Raw genomic sequence first — 23,615 nt, forward strand, 5'->3', positions numbered from 1 at the left:
CCCCATGACCACCGTCCTGAGCCCAGGCGCCGCCGCCGCATGGCCGGCTGACACCGGCGTGGCGGATGAAGCGCCCCTGCCGCGCCTTACGGATGCTGCGTCCCACGCTGCGTCGAAGGACATGCCAGACGCCGACGAGCTGTTCGCCCGCAACCGCGACTGGGAGCTCGACAAGGCGCTGCTGCTGGAGCGCTCAGAACGACGCGCCTGGCGAGTGGCCATGGCCGGCGGCCTGCTGGGCCTGCTCGGCATCGCCGCGGTCTTCGTGCAAGGCCCACTGCGCCAGGTCGTCGAGATCCCGATCGTTGTCGACCGGGTCACCGGAGAGACCACCATCCAGCAGCGCCTGGCAGAAGAGACCATCCCCTCGCTGGACGCCCTCGACAAGCACAACCTGGCCACGTTCGCGCGGGCCCGGGAAGGCTACAGCTGGATGTTCCTTCAGCGCGACTTCGACCAAGTCGCGCGCATGGCGGTGCCGACCGTCTTTGCCGACTACAACCGACAGTTCGAAGGCGAGGTCGCCCTGCACAAGAAGCTGGCCGCCACCGAGGAATGGCGCATCCAGGTCATCGGCGTGCGCTTGTCCCCGGCCGGGCGCCGCGGCAATCGTGGTGACGCCACCGTCACCTACGACAAGGTCGTGCGCCGCAGCGACCGCCAGACCCCGGAGATCAGCAGCCGCCATGTGGCGAGTGTCGTCTTCGAGTACCAGCCCAAGGTGCTGGCTAATGAACTCGACCGGCTGGAAAACCCCTTCGGGTTTGTCGTGACCGCCTACCGGTCCGACCCCGAGCTGACCCCCCCTGCTGGAGGCAAGCCATGACGCCGCGCACATTAACCTGCTGCGCCGCGCTGATGGCCGGCCTGAGCGCCTTGGCTGATCCGCGACTGCGCGATGTTTTCTACGACCCGCAGGTGGTGCTCAACGTGCCAGTGCAGCGGGGCGTCGTGACCCTGATCGTGCTCGACAATGACGAAGCCATCAGTGAACTGGCCGCCGGCCTGGGCGGCGACTGCAGCAAGCCGGACGCTGTCTGGTGCATTGCGGCGCAGCCCGGCGGCCGGCATCTGTTCGTCAAGCCCAAGAGCGGCGCACGGGCGCCCAACACGGTGGCGGTCGTCACCGACCGGCGGGTGCACAACTTCCGCCTGCAGGTCGTCGACGATAGCCGGCAGCCGGTCTACCGCCTGACCGTGCGAGCGCCCCTGCCGCCAGCACCGCCGCCTCAGCCCGCGGGGTTGCCCACGCCGGTGCCCTCGTCAACGGCCCTCTCGCCACCGCCGGCCCCTGAAACGCTGCTCGCCGAGCGACTGGCTGCCAAGCCATCCGTGCGCAACACCGCGTATTCCCTTGCCGAAGGCGCCGCCTCCCAGGACATTGTGCCGTCGTTGGTCTTCGACGACGGCCGTTTCACCTACCTGCGCTTTGCAGGGCAACGCGAGGTGCCAGCGGTGTTCCAAGTGCTCGGCGATGGCCGCGAGAGCCTGGTCAACGCCCGCATGGAAGACGACCTGCTAGTCGTCGACCGGGTGGCCCGGCGCCTGACGCTGCGCGCCGGCACTGCAGTGGTGGGCCTCTGGAACGAAGCGTTTGACCTCGACGGTGTATCGCCCGAGGACGGCACCACCGTGCCGGGCGTGCAGCGACGGCTCAAGGCCAACGCGGAGCCCGCTCCAACAGCCCACGGCAAGGCCCACCGCCCTGCCCCTTCAGGAGCCGGCCATGACTGACCTTCCCCCGCGGCCGGATCCAGATGACGAAGCCCCATTACCGCAGCCGCCTCGTGCATCGGCCCCGAACACGCTGACCCCGTTGCCGGGCGAACCCGGCATCCCACATGTGGCGACGACGAGCCCGCTGCGCATCTCACGCAAGAGCCTGTTTGCGCTGGGGCTGCTGCTCGTCACCTTGGCGCTCGGTGCCGGGGTCTGGCTTCACCGCTGGCTGGACAGCTTCCAAACGCCACGCAGCCCGGCGGCACCGACGGTCAGCCAGCAGCCGGCCGCCGCCACCACGCCAGCCCGCCGGCTGGACCTGTCAGCGCCCGCTGCGTCCGCTCCCCTTCCTCCCGCGGCTGCGCCAGTGCCGCTCATTCCGGCCCTCGACCCCAACGCGCCGCTGGCCGAGCCCATCCCAGTCCGCCGCACCGGCCCCTCAGGCGGTGCTGGCGGAGGCCCGGTGCCCATGGCGCCGGAAGACGCCCCGGTGCTGCTGCTGAGCAGCCGGCCAGGCGCTGCTGCGACCCTAGCGCCCGCTCCCACGTCTGACGACCCGATGGGCGCCACCCGTCAGCGCCTGGAGGGCTACCAGCGGCAGCTGCAAGGCCTGCTGCAGAACCTGGAGACCAGCGCAGCGCGCGCGACCGCCGGCCCGGCGTCTGCAGGTGCGGCCAGCTTCCCGAGCGACGGTCCTTCCCCCGCTGCCCGTACGGCTTCTCCCCGCCCCGCTCTGCTCGGCGGCGCACTGCAAACGTCCGCAACACCGCGTGTGGCCGCCACGTCGCTCGGGCAGCGCAGCCTGACCCTGCCGAAGGGCACCGCCTTCACCTGCGCCCTCAAGACCAAGGTGGTCAGCGCCAACGCCGGTCTGGTCGGTTGCCAGGTGCAGCGCAACGTCTACAGCGACGACGGCCGGGTGCTGCTCATCGAACGCGGCAGCCACCTCGACGGCGAGTACCGCGTCGCCGGGGTGCGACCGGGCACCACCCGCATTCCGGTGATCTGGACGCGCGTGCGCACACCGCTGGGCGTGCTGGTGGACCTGGAGTCGCCTGCCACCGGGCCGCTGGGCGAATCCGGCCTGGAAGGCCACGTCGACAACCGTTGGCGCGAGCGCATCGGCGCCGCGATGCTGGTCTCGCTCATCGACGACGCTATCGAAGTCGTGGTGCAGAACCAGACCAACGAGCGGGGCGGCGACACCGTGGTGCTGGGCTCGACCACCGACCGCACCAGCGAGCTCGCCGAGAAGGTGCTCGACAGCACGATCAACATTCCGCCGGTCATCACCCAGCACCAGGGCGCGATCGTCGGCATCTACGTCGCCCGCGACGTCGACTTCTCCAGCGTCTACGACCTGCGGCCGGGGGCCCGATGAACCTCATTGCAAACCCCAACGACACCGCTGCGGTTGTGTGTGCATCCTCCTCCACCTGGTGCGGCGACGCGACCTCGGTGATCACCTTCCTGCAGCCGCTGCGCATGGCGCTCGACGCCCCCGGTGTGCTGGAGGTCTGTGTCAACCGGCCGGGGGAACTGCTTGTCGAGACCCAGCACGGCTGGCAGGCCGTCGCCGCGCCGGCGATGACGTACGACCGCTCCCTGGCGCTGGCCACCGCGGTGGCGACCTTCTGTGACCAGCAGATCCATGCGGAACGGCCACTGCTCGCGGCCACGTTACCCACCGGCGAACGGGTGCAGGTGGTGATCCCGCCCGCGGTGCCGCGGGGTACCGTGTCCATCACCGTGCGCAAGCCGTCGGCGGTGACCAAGCGGCTGGACCAGCTGCACCACGAGGGCCTGTTTGACCGGGTGAGCACTGGATCCGAAGCACGGATCTCGCCGCTGGAGCGGGAACTGCAGGGCCTGCAGGCCGCCGGGCGCTGGGCCGACTTCCTGCGGCTGGCCGTGCGCTCGCGCCAGACGATCGTGGTCAGCGGCCGCACCGGCTCCGGCAAGACCACGTTCATGAAGGCACTCATCGAGGAGGTGCCGACCGACGAACGCCTGATCACGATCGAGGACACGGCCGAGCTGACCCTGCCCGAGCACCCGAACGTGGTGCACCTCTTCTACAGCCGCAATGTGCCCGGCCACGCCGTTACCGCCCGCAGCCTGCTCGAAGCCAGCCTGCGCATGAAGCCCGATCGCCTGTTCCTGGCCGAGGTGCGGGGCGAGGAGTGTTTTTCGTTTATGCGGTTGGCGGCGTCCGGCCACCCCGGCAGCATCACCAGCGTGCACGCGGGTAGCTGTGCGCTGGCGCTGTCGCAGATGGCATTGATGATCCGCGAAAGTGCGGCCGGCGGTGGCCTTAGCCTGCCGGAGATTCACGGCCTGCTGCACACCGTGATCGACGTCATCGTGCAGTTCGACCGCGATGCGCACGGCCGGCATGTGGCCGAGCTGCAGTACCGGCCGCGGGCCCAGCGCGGCCTGGGGGCGCTGGCATGAGCGACGTCGCCGCGCTGCCGATCTCGGCCTGGCCGCGCAGCCGGCAGCTCGCGGCGGCCGTCTTCATGGTGCTGACGGTGCTGGTCCTGGCCGCGGGTGCGCTGCAAGCGGCCGGCATGGTCTTCCTGCTGCTGAGCCGGGTGGACCCCCGCCAGGCCGGCTGGGGCAGCATCCTCGACTACTGGCAGCGTTACGGCCAGGACGGCGGGCTGCGGCCGCAGCTGCTGCTGGCTTCGCTGCTGCCCGCAGCAGCGGCCGTGCTGCTGCCGATCGCGCTGGTGATCGCCGCTCGGCCCAAACGCGCCTTGCACGGCGCAGCCCGCTTCGCCACGCCATCCGAGGTCGCCCGAGCGGGGCTGACCGGCGCCCGCTCCACCATTGGCCCCAGCATCCTCATTGGCCGTCACCGCGGGCGTTTCCTGAGCCTGCCGGGGCAGCTGTCGGTGATGCTGTCCGCCCCAACGCGCAGCGGCAAGGGCGTGGGTGTCGTGATCCCCAACCTGCTCAACTGGCCCGACTCGGTGGTGGTGCTTGACATCAAGGGCGAGAACTACGACCTGACGGCCGGTTACCGCGCCGAATGTGGACAACAGGTGTTTGCCTTCTCGCCGTTTGACGACAACGGCCGCAGCCACCGCTGGAATCCGCTGTCGGCGGTGCGGACCTCGCCGCTGCACCGGGTGGGCGACCTGCTGACCATCGGGCAGGTGTTTTTCCCGAACGACGGCAGCGGCACCTCGTCGGAAGCGTTTTTCAACGACCAGGCGCGCAACCTGTTCCTGGGGCTCGGGTTGCTGCTGCTGGAGACCCCCGCCTTGCCACGCTCTATTGGGGAGATGCTGCGCCAGTCGTCCGGCCAGGGCCAGCCGTTGAAAGACCACCTGAACGGTGTGATCCACGAGCGCCGCGAGCAGGCAACCGCCCAGTTGCCGGCCCTGTCCGACGAGTGTGTGGACGCCCTGCAGCGGCTGCTGTCCAACTCGGACAACACCTTGTCCAGCGTGGTCGCCACTTTCCATGCGCCGCTGACCATCTTCGCGGACGTCGTGGTCGACGCCGCCACCAGCGGCGACGACTTCCGGCTGCAGGACCTGCGGCGCCAGCGGCTGTCCATCTACGTGCGCATTCCACCGAATCGGTTGTTGAGCGCGCGGCCGTTGTTGAACCTGTTCTTTTCCCAGCTGGTCAGCCTGAACACCCAGGCGCTGCCGCAGCAGGATCCGAAGCTAACCGTGCAGTGCCTGCTGGTCAACGACGAGTTCACGGCAATGGGGCGAGTGCCGGTCATCAGCACCGCCGCGGCGTTCCTCGCCGGCTACCACCTGCGGCTGCTGACCGTCGTGCAGGCAATGTCGCAGCTGGATGCGGTCTACGGCGACAAGGAAGCGCGGACGTTTGCGACCAACCACGGGCTGCAGATCTTGTTTGCGCCGCGCGAGCAACGGGACGCGGACGAGTACAGCGCCATGCTGGGCACCTTCACCGAACGCGCGACCTCGCATGGACGCAGCCGGTCGTTCAGCGGGCGCAGCTCCAGCAGCGTCAGCCGCAACGAGAGCGAGCAGCGACGGGCGCTGCTGCTGCCGCAAGAGTTCAAGGAGCTGGGCAGCGAACGGTTGGTGGTCGTGTGTGAACACTGCAAGCCGATCCTTGGCGAAAAGATCCGCTACTACCAGGACCCGGTCTTCCTCGCCCGGCTCCGCAAGCCGCCCGTCGTGCCGGCGATGGACCTGGACCTGCACCTGGCGCAGGTGCAGCGGCGCATCCGCGTGTTGCCGGACGAGTTGGGTGCCAACGAGACGTTGGACGTGAGCCGGCTGGCCATCGACCACCAGGCGCTGCCGGACTGCTTCAACGGCACGGAGGAAGCGCTGGCGCATGAGCTGTTGTCGCTCTTCAACATGGCCATCACCGAAGGTGGCGCCATCCAGGCCGAGCCGGACGACGACGGTGTGCTGCCGGACGCCCCCGTTGAACCGTTGGCACAGCCGGCCGACCGTGCTTTGCAAGGAGAGATGCCATGAGATTGCTGATGCCCTGTGTGCTGGCCGGTGGCCTGCTGGCCGCTTGCAGCAGTCCGCCATCCCTGCCCACCGCCGACGATGCACCCCGCCGGCCGGCCAACCGGCCCGACGCCGTTGAGCTGCAAAGCTGCCGCCATGAGCTGCACAACAGCCGCATCGAGCTCAGTGAGTCGCGGCAGCAGGTGCTGCAGCAGACCGCGCGGCTGGTGCAGTGGGCGCAGCAGCCGGTCGCTCTGCCAGTGGCGCCGCAGGGCAACACCGTGGTGACGGTGCGCTTTGCGTTTGGCAGCAGCCAGGCGGAGTTGCCGGCAGGCGTGCTGCAAGGGCTGGTGCCGCTGGCCCGCCAGGCGCCGCTGATCGTGCTGCGCGGGCGCACCGACGGCACCACCGACAGTCCTGCGGAAGCGCGCATCGCGCGGGAACGGGCCCATGCTGTGCGCGATGTGCTGGTGGCCGCGGGCATCGCGCCGTCGCGCATACGCACGACTTATCAACCGGCCGGTGACCACGTGGCTGACAACGACAGCCCCAGCGGCCGCGACCTCAACCGGCGGGTGGAAATCGAGCTGTACCGGACGCTGCCGATGCCAGTCCATGCGCAAGCACTGACCGCCCTGGCGTCCGCGCCCTAAATCACCGATCCAAGACCCGGTTCTCCTGTCTCCACTTCTGACGTGAGGTTGCCATGGACGATGCGCCCCTTCCTTCTCGCCCGGCCGCGGCCGGCGGCAGTGTCGAGCCGGCCAACCGGGCAACGGTGGCCAAGGCCCGCTTCCAGACCCCTGCGGAACCTGCCACCGAGCGATTCGAGCTGCGCGACCCGTTTGCGGATGTGCTGTACCACGCGACGCGCTGGCCGGACATCGTGGCCAAGGCGGAGCAGCTGGGCAGCCGGCGCTTCACAGCGATTGATGCACAAGGCCATCGCAGCACCGTCGACAAGGTCGACGGCCAGTGGCACCGGGGGCCACAGCGGGACGCCGCGCCGACCCGGCCGCCGGCCCTGGCCACCACACGCGATGAGATTCCCGATCTGGTGGCGGCGGCCGAAGCCAGGGAACGCGGTCGCCCCGTGTCGCAGCAGGGCAAGACGCTGGACCCGTCGCCTTCGCCCATGGCCAAAGCCCCTTCTGGATCTGGCCCAAGCAGCCCGCTGCCCCGCATCGATGCCGATGCCGACCGCAGCGTGCGCCTGGCGCAGTTGGAAGCGGCTTTGAAAGACCGCTACGTCATCAAGCGGGCGCCGATGACCGTGGGTGATGTGACGGTGGGGCGGACCGAATACCGGTTTCGCGGCGACACCACCCGGGTCGCCTTCACCGAATCCACGTTCAAGCTGTCGACCGACACCAACAGCCCTTCAGTGGCCCGGTCGATGATCGATGTCGCGGAGGCCCGCAATTGGCGCGCGTTGCGCGTCTCTGGCAACGAGGAATTCAAGCGGCTGGTGTGGCTGGAAGCCTCCGTGCGCGGGGTCAAGGCGCTCGGCTATGAGCCCAACACGGCCGACCTCGACGTGCTGGCCAAGGAACGTAGCGCCCGCCAGCGCAACCACATCGAGGTGGCCCCTCAGTCAGCAGCGCAGCCCGGTGCCGCGCCGGATGCCCAGAAAGGCAACAGCGGCCGCGGTGGCGGCGGCCGCAAGGCGGTGCTGGCCGCCATCGAAGCCATCCTGGTGGCCAAGAACGTCCCGGAGGCCCGCCGGGAGGCGGTGCTGGCCGCAGCCACCGAGCAGCTGGCACAACGCACCCGCACCGGTGCGACGCCGAAGGTGGCGGTCTACGACCGCGAGGCGCCGTCGCAGCGGCCGGTGGTGGCACCGCCCGAGCGCAGCCGCGGGCGGGATCGCACGACCCCCGCACGATGAAGTCGAGCACGGCCATGGCGCTGCCCGACGATGTCCCGCGGTACGCCCTGGGTGACGAGCTGGTCAGCCCGGGATCGGTGGGATTTGAGGAGGCACTTGCCAGGGTCCACCTGCGCCATATCCGCCCGCGCTGCTTGTGCCAGCCGGAGGGTGTGCCGATGTACATCGCGCGCTTGGGCAACGGCTTCATCGTCAAGCGCATGCCGTTCACCGGCCACTGCCACGGGCCGGACTGCGGGTCGTACGAACCGCCCCTCGAAATGTCCGGCCGCGGCGAGGTGGCACCGGCCATCCGCGAGGACCTGACCACCGGCTGTACCGCGCTGCGGGTGGACTTCGCGCTGTGCCAGCGGCCTGGGCGCGCGGCGCCGATGACGGCGGGTGAGCCCAGCGGCTGTGCCCGCAGCCCGGGCAGCCGCCTGACCTTGCGCGGGGTGCTGCACTACCTGTGGGAGCAGGCGGAGTTGAACCGCTGGCATCCGGGCTTCGAAGGCCGCCGGCCATGGGCTGCGGTGCGCCGGCATGTGCTGCGGGCGGCGCAGACGACACTGGTGGGCGGCCAGCCATTGGCGCAACGGCTGTACGTGCCCGAGGTCTTCAGCGCCGAACAACGTGAGGTACTGGCGCAGCGCCGACGCCAGCAATGGGCCAGCGCCCTGCCCCGGCCCGGGCAGCCGCAGCCGCTGCTGCTGGTGCTGGCAGAGCTCAAGCAGCTGCTGCCGGCGCGTTATGGCCACCAGGCGGTGCTCAAGCACCTGCCCGACTTGGCTTTTGGGCTCGATGCGGCGCTGGCACGACGGCTGACGCGGCGCTTTGAAGCGGTGCTGGCCACCTGGAGTGCCGACAGCCGCCTGCACCTGGTGTTGCTGGCCACCGCAGTGTTGTCAGAACACGGGCTGCCGAGCCTCGTGGAAGTCACGCTCATGTTGACCACCGCGGCCTGGCTGCCGGTGGACAACGCCTGGGAGGCGCAGCTGCTGAATAGCCTGGTGCACGAGGGACGTCGTTTCAGCAAGCCGATGCGCTACCAGCTGACGGCGGCTGAACGGCTGCCCACGGCAGTGCTGGCGGACACCGAGACGCCGCCCACACCGTTGATCCTCGTCGACGGGTCGGCCACCAACGCCGAGACTGACGACAGGACCACCTGGTGTTGGTCGCCCCTGGACTCGTGCATGCCGGGGCTGCCACCTCGCCGAACGGGGCCCGCGCGACCCGCGTGGTCACCCCTGCAAGAGGGGGAAGCTCGCGGCCAGAGCCACTGGCAAACTTCGCATCCATGAGCACCGACTGACATGGAACCGGTGTCCAACTGCGACGACAGCATTCCGGACGATGTGATTGAGTGCTGGTGTGCTCGCATCCGCGGTCGGGTGCAAGGCGTAGGCTACCGTGACGCCTGCGTGCAGGCTGCGCAGGCGGTCGGTGTGACCGGCTGGGTGCGCAACCGAAAAGACGGCTCGGTCGGGGTGCAACTGCAGGGCTCGGTCGACCAGCTGCTGGCCATGCGCCGCTGGTTGGGCGACGGGCCGCCGCTCGCCGAGGTGCGCAGCATCGCTTGGGAGCCGGCCGAAGCCGAGATGCCTCCTGCGGCCACTTTTGAGCGCCGACCCACGGCTTGAGCGCCCCAGGACCCCGCATCACGGGTGTTCGATTGAGCGATAGGCGCAGCACGCGGGCTACGCCATGATGGGCACCGTTGTGATGAGGGAGAAGACGATGGCCTTGATCCGATGCGCTGCATGCACCGACGTGGTGGGCTCCTTGGTGCGGGTGTGCCCGAGTTGCCAACGTCCCCTCTCCACCTCGACGGCCACCAAACCTGTCCAGCGCCCACCCGGTTGGGTCACCATCCCACGCAAGGTCCCGACCTTGGTGCAGCGGGTGTCGCACTTCCCGACGCGGGGTTAGTTCTCGCACTCGTAGAACCACAGGCAGGCGTCGGTCGCCATCGGCTCTTCCTTGTCGTGGCCGCACTGCGGACACGTGAGGACAGATTGATAAACGATCGTGGTCACGTCACTGAGCCTGCGTCATCGACCACGGGAACCCGGCGTCGGCCGTGGCTCGGGTCAGCGCCTCGGGAGAGGTCTTCGCAGGGTCGGAGGCGACGACCGCGCGCCTGGTCTTGAAATCGGCCGTGGCGGTCTCCGCGCCCGGCACCCTCTTCAGCGCCGTGAGGACGGTGATCGGGCACACCGCGCAGTCCATCTTGGTCAGGTCCAGCGTGACCGTGCAAAAACCGGCGGACATGGCGCCTGCGGAAGCGATCAAGCCAGCCATCAGGAGCGGAGTGAACTTCATGGAGTGACCTCAGTAGAAGAGCGGCGCATACAGCAGAAACGCCATCAGGGCCGCCGCTGCAACCGCGACCAACCATAGAGTGACGCGCTGCCGCCGGCGCACCGCGGGGATGGCGCAGGCTTCGCCGGGCTCACAGGTCTCAGGCGTGCGGTAGAGCCTGAAGAACGCAGAGCCGAAAAACGATAGCGCAGCCGCGACGAAGTATGGCTGGTAGACCTCCAGGGCCGCCAGCCGGGAACCGCCCGCGCCACCGACGCCGAGCACCACCAGCAGCAAGGGGCCGGCACAGCAAGCCCACGCGCCAATGGCGGCAGCAACGCCGCCCAGCAGCGAGCCGGAAGTCGTCGAGGGCTGCGACATGCCTGTTCCTGTAGGGATCCGATTGCGGCTAACCTAGGTACGTACCTGAGTACGGAGTCAAGCCGATGATGGAACAGATGACGATCGGCCAGCCGGCCGCCGCGGCGTGCGCATCCGGGAGTTAAAAGTGGTGAAACCCCACGGCCCGCTCCCCTCGCGTGCGCGAAGAAAACCTGTAGCCGCTAGACTCTAGTCCGTGCGTCGATTCCTCGCCATCATTCTGTTTGCCCTTCTGCCTTTCCAATTCACTTGGGCGGCGGTAGCCCCGTATTGCGGACACGAAACCCAGGCCGCAGTCGAGCACTTCGGTCACCACGACCACCAGCACCCAGCTGATACTGGCGACGGGATTGTGCTGGGTGAGAACTCGGAGGCAGGAACAGACGCGACGACAGATGCCGGTGACGTTAAAACGCGCGGCATGATCGATCTGGACTGCGGTCATTGCCACGGCACCTGCAGCATGATTTTGAGTCTGCCGTCGGCGCCGCCAGGCGCGCTCTCGACGCTGCCCCCGATCGCTGTCCTCAAGGAATGCGGTGGTGCACACGCACCGACGCGACCCGAACGCCCTCAGTGGCTGCCCCTCGCCTGATCGGCGAGGCGGGTCTCTCCCTTCTCTGAAGCCCCTTCGCGCCTGAGTGCGCGCCGCAGCATGCGGCGCCTTCAGGCCCAACGCGACCTCTTGGTCGCCGCTTGCCGGTCTCCCGTGACTTGCTATCAACACTGGAGCATCGAATGACAGCAAAGTATCGAACGAAGGACCGACGGCCAAGCTGCTGCTTGCCCAAACCGGTAGCCGCCGGCAACGTAACCGAGCAGACTCAGGCCGCCGGGACGGTGGCAACGCTTCTGGCCGCGGAAAGCGCCCTCAGCACGGAGAGTCTGTGTGTCGGATGGCAGCAAAGGCACTGTGCAAAAGCAGAGCGACAGCCACCAGCAGCGCCGTTGTCCCCGGAGGTTTGCGGGCGCCGCGAAACGCAAGCGGCGAGTTGGCCCGCCAACGGACCCGGATCGCCGCCTCGCAAGATCCTCGACCGATCAGAAGGCAGACATTTCCAGGCGTGCCCGCCGCGCTTCAGGGGATTCGTTGCGCATCTCGTTGAGGACTTCCTGACGCGTCTTGCCCGGACCGGTGCTCTTGATGGTCAGGGGTGCGTTGCGCCGCATCTGCGCGAGCGTGCCGTCCTTTCGGGCGGCGTCGAGTTCAGCCAGCACCTCGGCGCGCGTCTTGCCGTTGTTGGCATGATCTGGGTGGTACGTGAATCCGGCTTCGCCGTCGGCAGCGTGGTAGAGCGACGTGGCCTGCGACAAGCCTGGCAGAGCGACGGCGGTGATGACGGCAACGGTGGCGAACGCAAACTTGAACGAGATCATGGTGTTCATTCCTTGGTTGGGAAGCTCCCGCAAGCAACCCGCAGCGGGATGCCTGATGGCATGAGCAGGACTCTAAAAGTCGCGCTCTTACAGAAACAGGTCCGGCAGATGACAGTTCGGACAGGTTGTTCGCTGGGTCTCGCGGAGGGCTGCGCGCAATGAAGCTGCTGGTGATCGAAGACGAGGTCAAGCTGGCCGATTACCTGCGCAAGGGACTGAGGGAAGAAGGATTCGTGGTGGACGTTGCGCACAACGGTGTTGACGGCCTTCACCTCGCCATGGAGTCCGACTACGAGCTGCTGGTGCTGGATGGCATGCTGCCCGGCATTGATGGCCTGAGCGTGCTTGCCGCCCTGCGGCAGAGCAAGCAGACGCCGGTGCTGATGTTGACCGCCCGCGTGCGCGTTGAGGATCGGGTGCGTGGCCTGCAGAGCGGTGCTGACGACTACCTCATCAAACCTTTCGCGTTTTCTGAACTGCTGGCGCGCATCCAGGGTTTGCTGCGGCGTGCCGGCCCGGCCCGCGCCCCGGGGGGCGCAACTGTTCTCGGGCTCGCGGACCTGGAGATCGACCTCGTACGCCGCAAAGCGATGCGCGCCGGACGAAGGCTTGACCTGACAGCGCAGGAATTCAGCTTGCTCGCGTTGTTCGTGCGCCGACAGGGCGAAGTGCTGTCGCGCACCGAGATCGCCGAGCAGGTGTGGGACATGAATTTCGATAGCGCTACAAACGTCATCGATGTCGCCATCCGCCGCCTGCGGAGCAAGCTGGACGCGCCTTTCGAGGGCACCCTGCTCCACACCGTGCGCGGCATGGGGTATGTGCTGGAGGTGCGAGACATATGAGCCGCAGCCGCATAGGGTCATTGGGGCGCCGGCTGTCGTACTGGCTGGCCCTGCAGAGCCTCGTGGGTCTGTTTGTGGTCTGCGCCGCGGTGTATGGCGCGACGCACCTGGGCTTCCAGGCCCGTCAGGCAGAGGAAATGGTGCAAAAGCAGGTGCAGCTCCGACACTTGCTCGCGGAGGCGGCGCGCGATGGTGACGTTGCGACCCTGAAGCACAAGCTCGACGACTTCTTCATAGGGCACCCCGACATGCAACTTGCACTGACCCGGGCTTCTGACGGTTCGGAGTTCTACCGGCGGTCCGCGTCAAACCCAGCGATCGACCAGCGCGTCGCTCGGTTCACAGTGCCCGCGCCTTCGCCAGCGCAAGGGACACTCGACGCCGTATTGATGCTGGACATCCAGGAAGACGCGGCATTGCTGCGTCGCATCGGGTTCACGCTCGCCTTCGCTGCCCTGGCCGGCACGCTTCTCGTGTCGGCAGGCGGGTTTGTTCTTGTGCGCTTGGGCTTGCGCCCAGTGCGCGACCTGGTGGATCAGACTCGCCAACTCGCGGCCGACACGCTGCACAGGCGTCTGGACGGCTCCGCACAGCCTGAGGAACTCGAGCCGCTGATTGCCCAGTTCAACGAGTTGCTCGGCCGGCTGGAGCTGGCCTACGTGCAGATGGAGGGCTTCAACGCCGATGTGGCCCATGAGCTGTGCACCCCGCTGGCCACACTGATCAGCAGCACCGAGCTCGCGCTGCGCAAGGCCCGGGATGCCACTGAACTGCGCGAGGTGCTTGGCTCGAATCTGGAGGAGCTTCAACGCGTTGCCAGCATCGTCCACGACATGCTGTTCCTGTCGCACGCGGACCGCGGCGCCATCGCGCGACGCGTTCCGACCACCAGCCTGGCCGCGTTGGCGCTGCAGGTGTGCAACTACCATGAGGCTGCGCTCGAGGATGCGGGCCTGGCTCTGGAGATCGTCGGCGATGCTTCAGGCAGCTTCGACACCCCATTGCTGCAACGGGCGCTGTCGAATCTGGTCGGCAACGCCACACGCTATGCGCAGCGCGGCTCCACAGTGCGTGTTGAGATCATCCAGTCAGCGCCAGGCGAAGTGCAGCTCCGGGTGGTCAACAGCGGCACCACGATCGAGCCCAGTCACCTTCCGCGCCTGTTCGACCGCTTCTATCGCGGCGATCCTTCGCGCAGCCACGCGGAGCGCAACCACGGGCTCGGGCTGGCCATCGTGGCGGCCATCGCGCGCATGCACGGAGGGCGGCCCCTGGCCACAACGGCCGCCGGCATCTCTTCAATCGGCATGAGCTTGAGGGAAGGATCGGCCAAGCACGACCTTTCGGTGCAAGCCACTCCAGCAGCAGCCCTGGGTGTAGTGCCTGGGCCTTGAACGCCAACGGGCAGCTCCTGACTTCCGCGCGACGATCCCCAACTTGACCAGGAGTGAGTGAGAAGTGAACGTGCATTTGAGTAGGGAAACGCTCGAGAACCGGCAGATCTTCATCTACTTCGGTGCCGTCGCGGTCGCAGTGGCAGCGGCCTACGTCGTGCCTGGCACGACGGCACTGGAGATCGTCGTGAACCCGGCCTTGGCGCTGATGCTGTACCTGACGTTCGTGCAGGTGCCGCTGCCGGAACTGAAGCAGGCATTTGGGCAAGTGCGCTTCCTCGGCGCGCTGCTCGTTGCTAACTTCCTGGTCGTACCGCTTCTCGTGGGTGCGCTCGTCCAGCTCCTTCCCGTCGATCCGCTGCTGCGGCTGGGCGTGCTGCTGGTACTGCTCACGCCGTGCATCGACTATGTCGTCACTTTCTCTCACCTGGGTGGTGCGGACGCACGCCTGCTGCTGGCCGCCACTCCGATGCTGCTCGTCGCCCAAATGCTGTTGTTGCCGGGGTATCTGGCGATGCTTCTCGGCGAGGACGCCGGCCGGCTCGTCATCATAAGCCCCTTCGTTCACGCCTTCGCATGGCTGATCGTTGCGCCGTTGGTGCTCGCCGCACTGACGCAATTCTGGGCGGCCAGAAGCTCGATCGTGTCGCGCGTACTGGTGACGCTCGGTGTGTTGCCGGTCCCGGCAACAGCGTTGGTGCTCTTCGTGGTCGTCGCAGCTGTTTTGCCACAACTTGGGCCGGCCGCCGGCTCCGCCTGGACAGTGGTGCCCATCTATGTTGCCTTCGCCGTCATCTCACCCGCTCTTGGCTGGATGGTGGCTCGGTCGTTTCGCCTCGAAGCTGCAGCCGGACGATCGGTCGCGTTCAGCACCGGGACACGGAACTCGCTCGTGGTGCTTCCGCTGGCCTTGGCCGTCCCCGGGGCACTCCCGGTCCTGCCCGCGGTCATCATCGCCCAGACTCTCGTGGAACTGCTCAGCGAATTGGTCTATGTGCGCCTGATCGCAAGGCTGGGTCGTAACTCCTTCCGCGCCTAGCAGGCAGAGGTTCAAGCCTGCGCCGGCATGAGATCGCCTTCGGGGGGCTCAGAACCGAAAGCTGCGCCCGGCAAGCAGGCGCCGCCGGCATTGGCGGTGGCGGCGGCGGTGGCGGTAGAAAACCTCGGCGAACAGCCAAACCGGTAACTTGAACAGGCCTGCATCGATGGTGACTGAGTCTCGATAGCGGGTGCGCCTACTGGCCATGGAGATCGAGATGGTGTGGTCCCAGACCTTGACCAAGGCGCGTTGGCCTTGTCGCGCAGAAGGAAGCCAGCTGCCGAGTCGGGGTATGAGATTACGATGGCCTGATTGCCGAAAGGCAAGAAGCCAGAAGTACGCACTCCGACCCAGTACGTGCCCTCGGCCCAGGTCTGGGGCCAAATGTGCAGTTCGAGCGGTATGAACTGAATCAGCGGGTAGGCAACAAAGTTCAGCAGACGCGTTGTCACAGCGTGCGTGTTCGCCTCATCCATCGAACAATCAAGGTTTGCAGAGATGTCTACTTGCATCCTGCATTGCTCGCGTGCAAAGGTCATGCTGCCCTCGGACTCCAATGCGTGGCGTGGGGCTGGCCGCCAAGGCCGCGCCAATCAATCTCGATGACGGAGATCAAGCGGCCCGGTTTCATCGGTCGTGTTCCTCGATCAGCCGATTGAGTTCAGGCGGGATGGGCATCGGCTTGAAGGCGCTGACATTCACGCCGCCGGTATTGCCCATCGGCAGGCGTCCGACCAGATGGCCGATCGGGACGAGTGCGATGCGCAGAACCTGGCCGATCACCTCGCGCCGGTCGCCCGCTGACCAGCCTACCCGGAGCATTTGCCAGTGAACCCGCAGATGCGGCACGAAACTGAGCTGGCCGAGCACATGCGCCCGTTCCAGCGCCGCGACTGCACTCGAGGCGTCGCCTGCGGCAGTGTGCCGGGCAGCCTCGGACATCGCGGCCTCGAAGGCCTCCATCCGCTTCGATACAGTCCTGGTCATTGCTTGTCCTCCCCGTCTTGACTGGCTGCGAGCCCACCGACATAACCTCGGACGCTGGGTTCAGTCTCGATCCGCTTCGGTAATCTTGATTTAGCGCAAGCGCTTCGCTTTGGGGCATCAGCAGGATACTGACCGGCGCAACCGCGCTTACGAAGGAGACCGAGAATGAAACTGTCGATCCTTGCGGCTGTGCTGGCCACTGTCGCCGTTGCCGGCCAGCGTACGCTGGCGCAAGCTCCCAAATCCATGGACATGGCAGCCCAAACGGCGCTCGTGGCGCCCAACCCCGTGGAGTTCGACAAACAGCATTCGCAGATGCGCGAGCACATGCAGCAGATGCAGGCACAGATGAACAAGATCCAACAGACGCAGGATCCCCAAGAGCGTCAGCGGCTGCTGCCGGAGCACTGGAACTCGATGCAAGCCGGGATGGCAAGCATGCATGGGATGTGGGGCCCCGCGGGCGCTGGATGTTGCGCCGGCGGGACGGGCATGGGCCCCGGAATGATGATGAGCGGCCCGATGATGGGTTGGGGACACATGCGGGCCACTACTCCGGGTTGAGCGCGGAGCAGATCGGGCAGCGTCAGCACATGTTGGATCAGCACATGCCCATGCAACAGATGATGATGGACCACATGATGTGGCACCAGCGCTGGATGACCCAGCCAGCAGCGCCGGCGAAAAAGTAGCCGCGCCACGGCGCGCTTGCCGCTCGAACTTGCATTTCGTCGCAGATCGAAGGCTGGCCAACCGTAGCGCTATCGGTCGCGATCCTTCACCAACCGCTCGAGGTCGGGCGCGGTGATCATTGGCTTGAACGCGCTGACGTTGGCACCGCCAGCGTTGCCAACCGGCCAGCGTCGACAAGATGACCTGCAGGCAACGGAGCTATGTGGACCAATCGACGCACCACTGCCCGTCGGTCGCATTCTTACATCCCGCCCGAAGCTTCTGCCAGTGCACCGTCTGAGCATCGCTGTGCTCCCGTGCCATGCATGACCACACGATCCTCCCGTTTGGAGAGGGCGATGGTGAGCGGCCGGCGAACTTGACTCTGATGTAGGTTTATGGTTCACCATCACCATGCCTATTGACTTGTCATCTCTCAGAAACATGGATCGCCGTCAGTTCACCAAAGCAGCCATCGTCACCGCAGCAGCCTCGCCACATGCGCTGTATGCGCAAGAGCGTCTCGTGGCAGGCAAGCACTACCTAAGTGTCTCGCCGCGACAGCCGACCCGCAACACGAAACAGGTCGAAGTCTTGGAGTTCTTCGCCTACAGCTGCGAGCACTGCTTCATCTTCGAGCCCGCGCTGGATGCGTGGCAAAAGCGCCTGCCCCGCGACGTACTGTTTCGCCGTATTCCGGTGGCCTTCCGGGAAGGGCCGCTCGTTGGCCACCAGAAGCTCTATTTCGCGCTCGAGCAACTCAACCTCGTCGAGCAACTGCATGCCAAGGTGTTCAATGCCATGCACCTCGGCAAACAGCGGCTGGCCACGCCCGAAGCCATCGCAGAATTTGCAACCCAGAACAAGGTTCCTCCAACCAAGCTGATGGACGCGTTCAATTCTTTCGCCGTTGCGACCAAAGCCAAACAAGCGCAGGGGCTTTGGAACGGGTACAAGGTGCAGGGAACGCCGTCTATGGGCGTCGATGGACGGTTCCTGACCTCGGGTTCCCATGCCGGTTCGAACGAACGTTCGCTGGCAGTGGTTGACTTTCTCGTGAGTGAGGCCAAGCGCCTGCAGGGAAGCTGAACAGCGGCGGGCGGATTGCATCTCGGGGCAGGCGGCGCAGGTCCGTTGGCCCGAGCTAAGTCACCGGCTCGAGTGTCGACTTCCTGCCGAACAGCTCGTGAGACACGACCAGTGCAGCCCCGCCAGTGATGCCGATGTCAGCGACGTTGAACGCCGGCCAGTGGTACACGCCCCAATGCAGGTCGATCCAGTCCACCACAGCGCCACGATGGACCCGGTCGAGCATGTTGGCCAACGCACCGCCGAAGACCAACCCGAAGGCAATGCGTTCGACACGGACCGTGCTTGGCCGCCGGATCATGACGGCCAGGAAGACGGAGGCCGCCACGGCAATCGCAATGAAGAAGTAGCGCTGCCACCCGCCAGCGTCGTGCAGAAGGCTGAACGCCGCGCCCCGATTCAGCACATGAACGATGTTGAGCACCGGCAACCATGCGTGACCGGTGCCGTACTCGACCCACGCGACGATCGCAGACTTGGTAGCCACGTCGGCGGCTAGCACCAGACCTGCCAGCAAAAAGCTCAGCCGGATGCTGCGGTCAGCCTGCATGGCGACGATCCTCAGCAGACGAGTCGCGCAACAGCCTCAGCCCGTTAAAGACCACGACCAGGCTCGCGCCCATGTCCGCCAGGATGGCCAGCCACAGGCTGGCATGCCCGGTAAAGGCCAGCACCATGAAGATGGCCTTGGTGCCGATCGCGAAGGCGATGTTGGCCTTCAGAATGCCGCCGACTCGGCGCGACAGGATGATGAATTCGGGCAGCTTGCGAAGATCGTCCTGCATCAAAGCGACGTCGGCGGTCTCGATGGCCGTGTCGGTACCAGCGGCTCCCATCGCAAATCCGATGTTGGACTTAGCCAGTGCCGGAGCATCGTTGACGCCATCGCCCACCATGCCGACCGGCCCCATCGCCGCAAGCTTCTCGATCGCTTCAAGCTTGTCTTGCGGAAGCAGATCGCCGCGTGCGTCCGAAATGCCAACGTGGGCCGCGACTGCAGCGGCCGTCCTGCCGTTGTCACCCGTCAGCATCACCGGCTCGACGCCAAGACGCTTCAGCTCAGCCACGGCCTCCTTGCTGCTTTCACGCACCGTGTCCGCCACGGCCAGCACGGCCAGCGCGACCTTGTCGGTCGCCAGCACCACCGCCGTTTTGGCCTCGGCTTCCAAGCGCTCGAGGTGAGCGCGAACGGGCTCGGCCATCACGCCCAACTCGGTGGCCAGCCTATGATTGCCGACGTAATACGTCTGGCCATCAATGTCGCCTTTGACGCCACGGCCGGCCAGCGCCTCGAAGCGCTGGACGTTGGCGTGTGGCATGTCCCCATAAGCATTGACGATGGCGGTTGCCACCGGGTGCTCTGAGAGAGCGTCAAGGCTTGCAGCAATGCGCAGAACTTCTGCCTGCGGCGTGTCGCCCAAGGGGATCGTGTCCGTCAACGCGGGACGCCCGTGCGTCAGAGTACCGGTCTTGTCCAAGGCCACCGCGCGCAGCAGACGCCCTTGTTCGAGGTACAGCCCGCCTTTGACCAGGATGCCCCGGCGCGCAGCAGCGGCAAGGCCGCTGACGACGGTCACCGGCGTGGAAATCACCAAAGCACAAGGGCAGGCAATCACGAGCAGCACCAGGGCCTTGTAAGCCCAGTCGAACCAACCGCCGCTGAAAAACAGCGGAGGAATGACCGCGATCAGGACTGCAAGCGCAAAGACAGCCGGCGTGTAGAGGCTGGCGAAGCGGTCGACGAAACGCTGTGTCGGCGCCCGCTGACCCTGCGCCTCCTGTACGGAGCGAGCAATACGGTCGAGCGTCGTGTTGCCCTTGCGCGATCGGACCTCGAACTCCAAAGTGCCGCGCTCATTGATGGTGCCGGCAAACACCGTGTCGCCAGGCGCCTTCTCGACCGGCATGCTCTCGCCAGTGATTGGCGCCTGATTGACGGCCGAAGCTCCGGAGACGACAAGGCCGTCGAGGGCGATGCGCTCACCGGGCCTTACGCGCACCACCGCGCCCAACGTGACAGTCTCCGCCTTGACCTCTTGCCAGCGGCCGTCGGGCTGCTGCACCAGCGCCGTCTCGGGAGCGAGATCCATCAGCTTGCGGATAGCGTTGCGTGCACGATCTAGACTCAGCGCCTCGATCATCTCGGCGACTCCGAACAGCCAGATCACCACCGCGGCTTCCGGCCACTGGCCTATGAGCGCCGCGCCGATGACGGCGATCGTCATCAGAAGATTCATGTTCAGCGACAGCGTGCGCAGCGCAATCCAGCCCTTTTTCAGGGTCTCCACGCCCCCGAGTGCGATGGCTGCCAACGATGCCGCGATGACGAGCCACGACGTTTCGGCCTGCCCGCTGAACACCAGCACTTCGGCGCCTACGGCCAATGCGCCCGCAGCACCCATACGCAACCACTGCGCCTTCGAGATGCCCATACCGAACTCGCGGGTGACGACAGGCGCTGGCTGGCTGCTGTCCTGTAGCAATGGTGACATGCCGATCCGGTCGATCGCTGCCGTGATCGGAGCCACGTCGGCAAGCGTGTGGGCCACCGTGAGCTTGCGGCTCATCAGGTCGAACTGCAGGGCGCTGACGCCGGGCATCCCTTCCAAGACCTTGCGCAAAAGCGCTTCTTCTGTCGGGCAGTCCATCTTCTCGATTAGGTACGTGGCTTGGCCTAGAGCACTGGAGCCAGCTTCGCGTTCGACAGTCACGTTCATGCCGATTTCATGAAGTGCGTCGATCACCGGCGCCGGGTCGTCCAGGCGATGCTGGACAGCAAGACGGCGGTTCATCAAATCGAAATCAAGCCGGTCAATGCCGTCGACGCGGCCAAGCCGCTTGCGGATGAGCGCCTCTTCCGTCGGGCAATCCATGTTGGTGATGACGAACTGTGTGGTGTTGCCGGACGCGACCACAGAGCTCGTCCCAGAGGCTTTGCCACATGGGCTGCACCCCGTAATCTCATTGACTGCAGATGGTGCCGCTGTTGGCATCGCGGAGGTATTCGTCCTCTGTGGACCATCGCCAGCGCGCACCTCCATGCCGATGGCGTGCAGGTGCGCCACGAGCGGCTCCGTCGTTGGCAAGGTGTGCACGACGGACAGCCGGCGCGCTGGCAGATCGAATGCCAACGTGACCACGCCTGCTAGGGGCTCAAGTCGGGCCCGGATGGCTGCTTCCTCTTTGCGGCAGTCCATGTTCGGAATCGTGAACATAGCCGTCGACGCCGTGGGGGGGTGCTGCTGCAACTGGATCCGCACGACCCAGTTGGCACAGGCATGGCCTCGACATCAAGCGCAGCCTCCATGCCGATTTCGGCAAGAGCCCCGAGGAGCGCCTGCGGCGTTGCCAACATGTGCACAACCGTCATCCGACGGCCGGGCAGGTCGAACGACAGCGATTCAACACCGGGCAGCCCTGCAAGCCGCGCCTGGATCACAGCCTCTTCGTTGCGGCAGTCCATGTTGGAAATCGTAAACGTGGTTCGGGTAGCGCCTTCTGTCCCTACCGTATCGGCGGCTCCAGCGGCAAAGGTTTTTTCAATATGCATGGTCGACTCTTTCTACCGAGTCTGGATTGCACACCCTAAAGTGGGTCTAGAGTCAAGCGTTTCGTCGTCGCGTTGTGGGTAGCGGTTCCTCTCGGGTTCACGGTGCGGTCGGTTCTGGCGAGAACCGGACACAACCCTGAAACCGATGTAGACTTATAGGCTATTTTCCGGAGCTCACGATGCGCATCGGTAATCTTGCAGAGGCCACCGGCACGGCGATCGAGACCATCCGCTTCTATGAGCGGGAGGGGTTGATCCCCGCGGCCCGGCGCGAGGAAAACAACTATCGCGTTTACACGCTCGCCCACGCGGAGCGGCTCGCGTTCATCCGCCATTGCCGCAACCTGGACATGACACTCGATGAAATCAGGACGTTGCTGCGGCTGCGTGATGCACCCAAGCAGGATTGCGGTGAGGTAAACGCACTTCTGGATGAGCACATTGGCCACGTCACCCATCGCATCCGTGAGCTGCGGACACTGCAGAGGGATCTGAAGGCCCTGCGTGCCCTTTGTGGCACGCCGCACGCGATCGAGCAGTGCGGCATCCTCAACGAGCTCGACACCGTGGCCGCACAGTCCACGCCGGCGCTTCCGCACCATCACATCCGGGGGACGCACTGAATCTCAGACACAGCGGGCACGACTGCCGATGACGAACATGACGAGACGGTCATGTTCCTGTTCAGCGGCTGTTGGTATACGGTTTCTACAGTCCTTTTCGATGTCGGCAAGGCGCGCGGCTTTATACGGCTGCCGGCACCCACCCCATCGAAAGGACTGAACATGCATTCGACCCGCCGACTCCGTGCCGCTGCCCTCGTCGCCCTGAGCGTCGCCCCTTTCATCAGTGCTGCAAGTTTCGCTGCCAGCGGCCCTGTGTTCATCAACGGTCAATCCATTTACGGGCAGCCGGCGGCCCAGGGCACGCCCGTTCGACTGGTGGACCTCGCCGCCGCAGAGCGACTAAAAGTCGCTTACGGGGAGAGCGTCGTCTTTCGCAGCGGTGCACAGCAGTTCTCCTGGACGTTCAATGGGCTCGACCGGAGGTCCGTCGATGTCAGCCAGATCGCGCCGGCAGGCTTCGCCAGCAAGCCTTTCGCCGTGCACGTCGGCCGCAGCCCGTCGAACCGACATTAAGATCGTTGCGGTGCAGTCCTTGGCTTCTGCGCGGTCATGGGAGTCCGCACGGTGCCAGTGCGCTGCCCCGGCTGACGCGTCCCCAGCTGTTCTGCGAGGCGGGGCGCTCGTGTCTAGGCCGCCGAGCGAGGAGAGATCGAGATACCTCGCCGCATTGACTGCGGCCGGTCGTCTGCACAGGGGGCGAGACGTTCCAGCGTGGAGAGAGGACTCGCCCGAGCGGTCAGCATACCAAGCTGAAGCGATGCGGAACCCATCCCCGCTCTATCAAGCGTTGGTTGACGTCGGTTGGCGTTCGGAGACTGCTCCATGAGGGCTTACTGCTTGTCCTATCATGCCGCCGGCTTCCGAGACTTCTATGCAAGTCAAGTACCCCGACGCAGCGCTTGCTCAGATGCTTACCTGGATTTGGTTGGCCCTGCTTGCCGCCGGTGGGGTGGCCTGGTTGATTCACCGCTATTGGCGCGCGCGGCATCCAACACCGCGACCGGAACCGGCGCTCAGATACAGCCAGCGACTGCAACAGCGTCTCGCGAAGAGTCCGGTGGTCAAAAAGCGCAAGGATCCGAAGCGCCCGTCCACGAGCCACCGACAACGGGACTGATGATGACCATCCTGCAAAGGTCTGCGCTGTTGGCATCGAAGCTCTCAACCGCATGCTACAAAGGCACGTCGCGCCGGCCGAGGTGGGCGTCGCAGGTGGTCCCATGGCTTTGGCTCTGCCAGAAGGTAGACAACGAGTCAGCTGGGTTGGGCCCTGGAAAACCCTGTGTCCGTTAGACTCGTTGCCATGTC

The 23,615-nt window shown here is 66.0% G+C and carries 26 protein-coding genes and 1 pseudogene; 17 read left to right on the forward strand and 10 right to left on the reverse strand.

Annotated features, from left to right (window positions below):
* Nucleotides 1-4: 4 nt before the first annotated feature.
* The 9 genes from LRS14_RS20815 (at nucleotide 5) to LRS14_RS20855 (ending at nucleotide 9,686) form a co-directional block, all read left to right on the forward strand.
* Complete coding sequence (locus LRS14_RS20815) at nucleotides 5-826, forward strand: virB8 family protein (RefSeq protein WP_257800910.1); 822 nt, start codon at nucleotides 5-7, stop codon at nucleotides 824-826.
* Nucleotides 823-1,734, forward strand: a complete 912-nt coding sequence (locus tag LRS14_RS20820) for a TrbG/VirB9 family P-type conjugative transfer protein (protein ID WP_257800911.1) — start codon at nucleotides 823-825, stop codon at nucleotides 1,732-1,734. Before LRS14_RS20815 ends, LRS14_RS20820 begins: the two co-directional genes overlap by 4 nt.
* Entirely contained in the window at nucleotides 1,727-3,100 is a 1,374-nt protein-coding gene (virB10, locus tag LRS14_RS20825; protein WP_257800912.1) for a type IV secretion system protein VirB10, read from the forward strand. The genes LRS14_RS20820 and virB10 overlap by 8 nt, the downstream gene beginning before the upstream one ends.
* 104 nt (nucleotides 3,101-3,204) lie before the next feature.
* Entirely contained in the window at nucleotides 3,205-4,173 is a 969-nt protein-coding gene (virB11, locus tag LRS14_RS20830) for a P-type DNA transfer ATPase VirB11 (RefSeq protein WP_257800913.1), read from the forward strand.
* Between the two features lie 65 nt (nucleotides 4,174-4,238).
* Entirely contained in the window at nucleotides 4,239-6,197 is a 1,959-nt protein-coding gene (locus tag LRS14_RS20835; RefSeq protein WP_257802191.1) for a type IV secretory system conjugative DNA transfer family protein, read from the forward strand.
* Nucleotides 6,194-6,829, forward strand: coding sequence for an OmpA family protein (locus LRS14_RS20840; RefSeq protein WP_257800914.1), 636 nt, complete (start codon nucleotides 6,194-6,196; stop codon nucleotides 6,827-6,829). Before LRS14_RS20835 ends, LRS14_RS20840 begins: the two co-directional genes overlap by 4 nt.
* A gap of 53 nt (nucleotides 6,830-6,882) precedes the next feature.
* Nucleotides 6,883-8,064, forward strand: a complete 1,182-nt coding sequence (locus LRS14_RS20845) for an LPD7 domain-containing protein (RefSeq protein ID WP_257800915.1) — start codon at nucleotides 6,883-6,885, stop codon at nucleotides 8,062-8,064.
* A gap of 14 nt (nucleotides 8,065-8,078) precedes the next feature.
* Nucleotides 8,079-9,347 carry a DUF1173 domain-containing protein gene (locus tag LRS14_RS20850; RefSeq protein WP_257800916.1) on the forward strand — a complete coding sequence of 423 codons (1,269 nt, stop codon included), beginning with the start codon at nucleotides 8,079-8,081 and terminating at the stop codon, nucleotides 9,345-9,347.
* A 12-nt stretch (nucleotides 9,348-9,359) separates the two neighbouring features.
* On the forward strand, nucleotides 9,360-9,686 hold the full coding sequence (locus tag LRS14_RS20855) for an acylphosphatase (RefSeq protein WP_257800917.1): 327 nt from the start codon (nucleotides 9,360-9,362) through the stop codon (nucleotides 9,684-9,686).
* 291 nt (nucleotides 9,687-9,977) lie between these two features.
* Here LRS14_RS20855 and LRS14_RS30385 read toward each other — a convergent pair.
* The 3 genes and pseudogenes from LRS14_RS30385 to LRS14_RS20865 all read right to left on the reverse strand — a co-directional run.
* Nucleotides 9,978-10,082: pseudogene (locus LRS14_RS30385) on the reverse strand (GDCCVxC domain-containing (seleno)protein); the annotation flags it as partial.
* Between the two features lies 1 nt (nucleotide 10,083).
* The gene (locus LRS14_RS20860; protein ID WP_257800918.1) at nucleotides 10,084-10,368 is read right to left on the reverse strand and encodes a heavy-metal-associated domain-containing protein; all 285 of its coding nucleotides are present in this window, start codon (nucleotides 10,366-10,368) and stop codon (nucleotides 10,084-10,086) included.
* 9 nt (nucleotides 10,369-10,377) lie between these two features.
* Nucleotides 10,378-10,728 carry a mercuric transporter MerT family protein gene (locus LRS14_RS20865; RefSeq protein ID WP_257800919.1) on the reverse strand — a complete coding sequence of 117 codons (351 nt, stop codon included), beginning with the start codon at nucleotides 10,726-10,728 and terminating at the stop codon, nucleotides 10,378-10,380.
* A gap of 196 nt (nucleotides 10,729-10,924) precedes the next feature.
* Between LRS14_RS20865 and LRS14_RS20870 the strand changes: the two genes are divergently transcribed.
* Nucleotides 10,925-11,323, forward strand: coding sequence for a hypothetical protein (locus LRS14_RS20870; protein ID WP_257800920.1), 399 nt, complete (start codon nucleotides 10,925-10,927; stop codon nucleotides 11,321-11,323).
* 446 nt (nucleotides 11,324-11,769) lie between these two features.
* On the opposite strand, the gene LRS14_RS20875 is transcribed toward LRS14_RS20870, so the two are convergent.
* On the reverse strand, nucleotides 11,770-12,105 hold the full coding sequence (locus LRS14_RS20875) for a DUF4148 domain-containing protein (protein ID WP_257800921.1): 336 nt from the start codon (nucleotides 12,103-12,105) through the stop codon (nucleotides 11,770-11,772).
* A 158-nt stretch (nucleotides 12,106-12,263) separates the two neighbouring features.
* Here LRS14_RS20875 and LRS14_RS20880 point away from each other — a divergent pair, with 158 nt between their 5' ends.
* From LRS14_RS20880 to LRS14_RS20890, 3 genes are all read left to right on the forward strand, one after another.
* Nucleotides 12,264-12,950, forward strand: a complete 687-nt coding sequence (locus LRS14_RS20880; RefSeq protein ID WP_257800922.1) for a heavy metal response regulator transcription factor — start codon at nucleotides 12,264-12,266, stop codon at nucleotides 12,948-12,950.
* Entirely contained in the window at nucleotides 12,947-14,344 is a 1,398-nt protein-coding gene (locus LRS14_RS20885; RefSeq protein WP_257800923.1) for a heavy metal sensor histidine kinase, read from the forward strand. The genes LRS14_RS20880 and LRS14_RS20885 overlap by 4 nt, the downstream gene beginning before the upstream one ends.
* Nucleotides 14,345-14,408: 64 nt before the next feature.
* A complete protein-coding gene (locus LRS14_RS20890) occupies nucleotides 14,409-15,383 on the forward strand; it encodes an arsenic resistance protein (protein ID WP_404977600.1) in 975 nt (324 codons plus the stop codon).
* Nucleotides 15,384-15,431: 48 nt separating this feature from the next.
* Here LRS14_RS20890 and LRS14_RS20895 read toward each other — a convergent pair whose 3' ends face one another.
* Both LRS14_RS20895 and LRS14_RS20900 read right to left on the reverse strand, forming a co-directional pair.
* Nucleotides 15,432-15,626, reverse strand: a complete 195-nt coding sequence (locus tag LRS14_RS20895; protein ID WP_257800924.1) for a hypothetical protein — start codon at nucleotides 15,624-15,626, stop codon at nucleotides 15,432-15,434.
* Between the two features lie 384 nt (nucleotides 15,627-16,010).
* A complete protein-coding gene (locus LRS14_RS20900) occupies nucleotides 16,011-16,370 on the reverse strand; it encodes a DUF3703 domain-containing protein (protein WP_257800925.1) in 360 nt (119 codons plus the stop codon).
* Between the two features lie 165 nt (nucleotides 16,371-16,535).
* On the opposite strand from LRS14_RS20900, the gene LRS14_RS20905 reads away from it, so the two are divergent.
* A complete protein-coding gene (locus LRS14_RS20905; RefSeq protein ID WP_257800926.1) occupies nucleotides 16,536-16,934 on the forward strand; it encodes a hypothetical protein in 399 nt (132 codons plus the stop codon).
* A 197-nt stretch (nucleotides 16,935-17,131) separates the two neighbouring features.
* Here the strand turns inward: LRS14_RS20905 and LRS14_RS30770 are convergent, their stop codons facing one another.
* Nucleotides 17,132-17,488 carry a DUF3703 domain-containing protein gene (locus LRS14_RS30770; RefSeq protein WP_404977601.1) on the reverse strand — a complete coding sequence of 119 codons (357 nt, stop codon included), beginning with the start codon at nucleotides 17,486-17,488 and terminating at the stop codon, nucleotides 17,132-17,134.
* Here LRS14_RS30770 and LRS14_RS20910 point away from each other — a divergent pair.
* Complete coding sequence (locus LRS14_RS20910) at nucleotides 17,487-18,131, forward strand: thiol:disulfide interchange protein DsbA/DsbL (RefSeq protein WP_257800927.1); 645 nt, start codon at nucleotides 17,487-17,489, stop codon at nucleotides 18,129-18,131. The two genes, LRS14_RS30770 and LRS14_RS20910, sit on opposite strands and share 2 nt — an antisense overlap.
* A gap of 55 nt (nucleotides 18,132-18,186) precedes the next feature.
* Here the strand turns inward: LRS14_RS20910 and lspA are convergent, their stop codons facing one another.
* From lspA to LRS14_RS20925, 3 genes are read right to left on the reverse strand one after another with little or no spacing between them, the layout of a single operon-like run.
* Nucleotides 18,187-18,681, reverse strand: coding sequence for a signal peptidase II (gene lspA, locus LRS14_RS20915; protein ID WP_257800928.1), 495 nt, complete (start codon nucleotides 18,679-18,681; stop codon nucleotides 18,187-18,189).
* A complete protein-coding gene (locus tag LRS14_RS30390; protein WP_310740863.1) occupies nucleotides 18,671-21,346 on the reverse strand; it encodes a heavy metal translocating P-type ATPase in 2,676 nt (891 codons plus the stop codon). Before LRS14_RS30390 ends, lspA begins: the two co-directional genes overlap by 11 nt.
* Nucleotides 21,277-21,681 (reverse strand): heavy-metal-associated domain-containing protein, encoded by a 405-nt coding sequence (locus LRS14_RS20925; protein WP_310740864.1) that lies wholly within the window; start codon nucleotides 21,679-21,681, stop codon nucleotides 21,277-21,279. The genes LRS14_RS30390 and LRS14_RS20925 overlap by 70 nt, the downstream gene beginning before the upstream one ends.
* A 179-nt stretch (nucleotides 21,682-21,860) precedes the next feature.
* On the opposite strand from LRS14_RS20925, the gene cadR reads away from it, so the two are divergent.
* Both cadR and LRS14_RS20935 read left to right on the forward strand, forming a co-directional pair.
* The gene (gene cadR / locus LRS14_RS20930) at nucleotides 21,861-22,304 is read left to right on the forward strand and encodes a Cd(II)/Pb(II)-responsive transcriptional regulator (RefSeq protein ID WP_257800929.1); all 444 of its coding nucleotides are present in this window, start codon (nucleotides 21,861-21,863) and stop codon (nucleotides 22,302-22,304) included.
* 51 nt (nucleotides 22,305-22,355) lie between these two features.
* Nucleotides 22,356-22,820: a CzcE family metal-binding protein gene (locus tag LRS14_RS20935; RefSeq protein ID WP_257800930.1), complete on the forward strand. Its 465-nt coding sequence runs from the start codon at nucleotides 22,356-22,358 to the stop codon at nucleotides 22,818-22,820.
* Nucleotides 22,821-23,615 lie beyond the last annotated feature (795 nt).

Origin of the sequence: Aquincola sp. J276 (genome assembly GCF_024700035.1) — a bacterium.
Taxonomy (GTDB): domain Bacteria; phylum Pseudomonadota; class Gammaproteobacteria; order Burkholderiales; family Burkholderiaceae_C; genus Aquincola; species Aquincola tertiaricarbonis.

Excerpts from the sequence above, each read along its gene's own strand:
- LRS14_RS20815 (WP_257800910.1), top strand. The coding sequence starts at position 5 with ATGACCACCGTCCTGAGCCCAGGCGCCGCCGCCGCATGGCCGGCTGAC.
- LRS14_RS20820 (WP_257800911.1), top strand. The coding sequence starts at position 823 with ATGACGCCGCGCACATTAACCTGCTGCGCCGCGCTGATGGCCGGCCTG.
- virB10 (WP_257800912.1), top strand. The coding sequence starts at position 1,727 with ATGACTGACCTTCCCCCGCGGCCGGATCCAGATGACGAAGCCCCATTA.
- virB11 (WP_257800913.1), top strand. The coding sequence starts at position 3,205 with ATGGCGCTCGACGCCCCCGGTGTGCTGGAGGTCTGTGTCAACCGGCCG.
- LRS14_RS20835 (WP_257802191.1), top strand. The coding sequence starts at position 4,239 with ATGGTGCTGACGGTGCTGGTCCTGGCCGCGGGTGCGCTGCAAGCGGCC.
- LRS14_RS20840 (WP_257800914.1), top strand. The coding sequence starts at position 6,194 with ATGAGATTGCTGATGCCCTGTGTGCTGGCCGGTGGCCTGCTGGCCGCT.
- LRS14_RS20845 (WP_257800915.1), top strand. The coding sequence starts at position 6,883 with ATGGACGATGCGCCCCTTCCTTCTCGCCCGGCCGCGGCCGGCGGCAGT.
- LRS14_RS20850 (WP_257800916.1), top strand. The coding sequence starts at position 8,079 with ATGGCGCTGCCCGACGATGTCCCGCGGTACGCCCTGGGTGACGAGCTG.
- LRS14_RS20855 (WP_257800917.1), top strand. The coding sequence starts at position 9,360 with ATGGAACCGGTGTCCAACTGCGACGACAGCATTCCGGACGATGTGATT.
- LRS14_RS20860 (WP_257800918.1), bottom strand. The coding sequence starts at position 10,368 with ATGAAGTTCACTCCGCTCCTGATGGCTGGCTTGATCGCTTCCGCAGGC.
- LRS14_RS20865 (WP_257800919.1), bottom strand. The coding sequence starts at position 10,728 with ATGTCGCAGCCCTCGACGACTTCCGGCTCGCTGCTGGGCGGCGTTGCT.
- LRS14_RS20875 (WP_257800921.1), bottom strand. The coding sequence starts at position 12,105 with ATGATCTCGTTCAAGTTTGCGTTCGCCACCGTTGCCGTCATCACCGCC.
- LRS14_RS20880 (WP_257800922.1), top strand. The coding sequence starts at position 12,264 with ATGAAGCTGCTGGTGATCGAAGACGAGGTCAAGCTGGCCGATTACCTG.
- LRS14_RS20885 (WP_257800923.1), top strand. The coding sequence starts at position 12,947 with ATGAGCCGCAGCCGCATAGGGTCATTGGGGCGCCGGCTGTCGTACTGG.
- LRS14_RS20900 (WP_257800925.1), bottom strand. The coding sequence starts at position 16,370 with ATGACCAGGACTGTATCGAAGCGGATGGAGGCCTTCGAGGCCGCGATG.
- LRS14_RS20905 (WP_257800926.1), top strand. The coding sequence starts at position 16,536 with ATGAAACTGTCGATCCTTGCGGCTGTGCTGGCCACTGTCGCCGTTGCC.
- LRS14_RS20910 (WP_257800927.1), top strand. The coding sequence starts at position 17,487 with ATGGATCGCCGTCAGTTCACCAAAGCAGCCATCGTCACCGCAGCAGCC.
- LRS14_RS30770 (WP_404977601.1), bottom strand. The coding sequence starts at position 17,488 with ATGTTTCTGAGAGATGACAAGTCAATAGGCATGGTGATGGTGAACCAT.
- lspA (WP_257800928.1), bottom strand. The coding sequence starts at position 18,681 with ATGCAGGCTGACCGCAGCATCCGGCTGAGCTTTTTGCTGGCAGGTCTG.
- LRS14_RS30390 (WP_310740863.1), bottom strand. The coding sequence starts at position 21,346 with ATGTTCACGATTCCGAACATGGACTGCCGCAAAGAGGAAGCAGCCATC.
- LRS14_RS20925 (WP_310740864.1), bottom strand. The coding sequence starts at position 21,681 with ATGCATATTGAAAAAACCTTTGCCGCTGGAGCCGCCGATACGGTAGGG.
- cadR (WP_257800929.1), top strand. The coding sequence starts at position 21,861 with ATGCGCATCGGTAATCTTGCAGAGGCCACCGGCACGGCGATCGAGACC.
- LRS14_RS20935 (WP_257800930.1), top strand. The coding sequence starts at position 22,356 with ATGTTCCTGTTCAGCGGCTGTTGGTATACGGTTTCTACAGTCCTTTTC.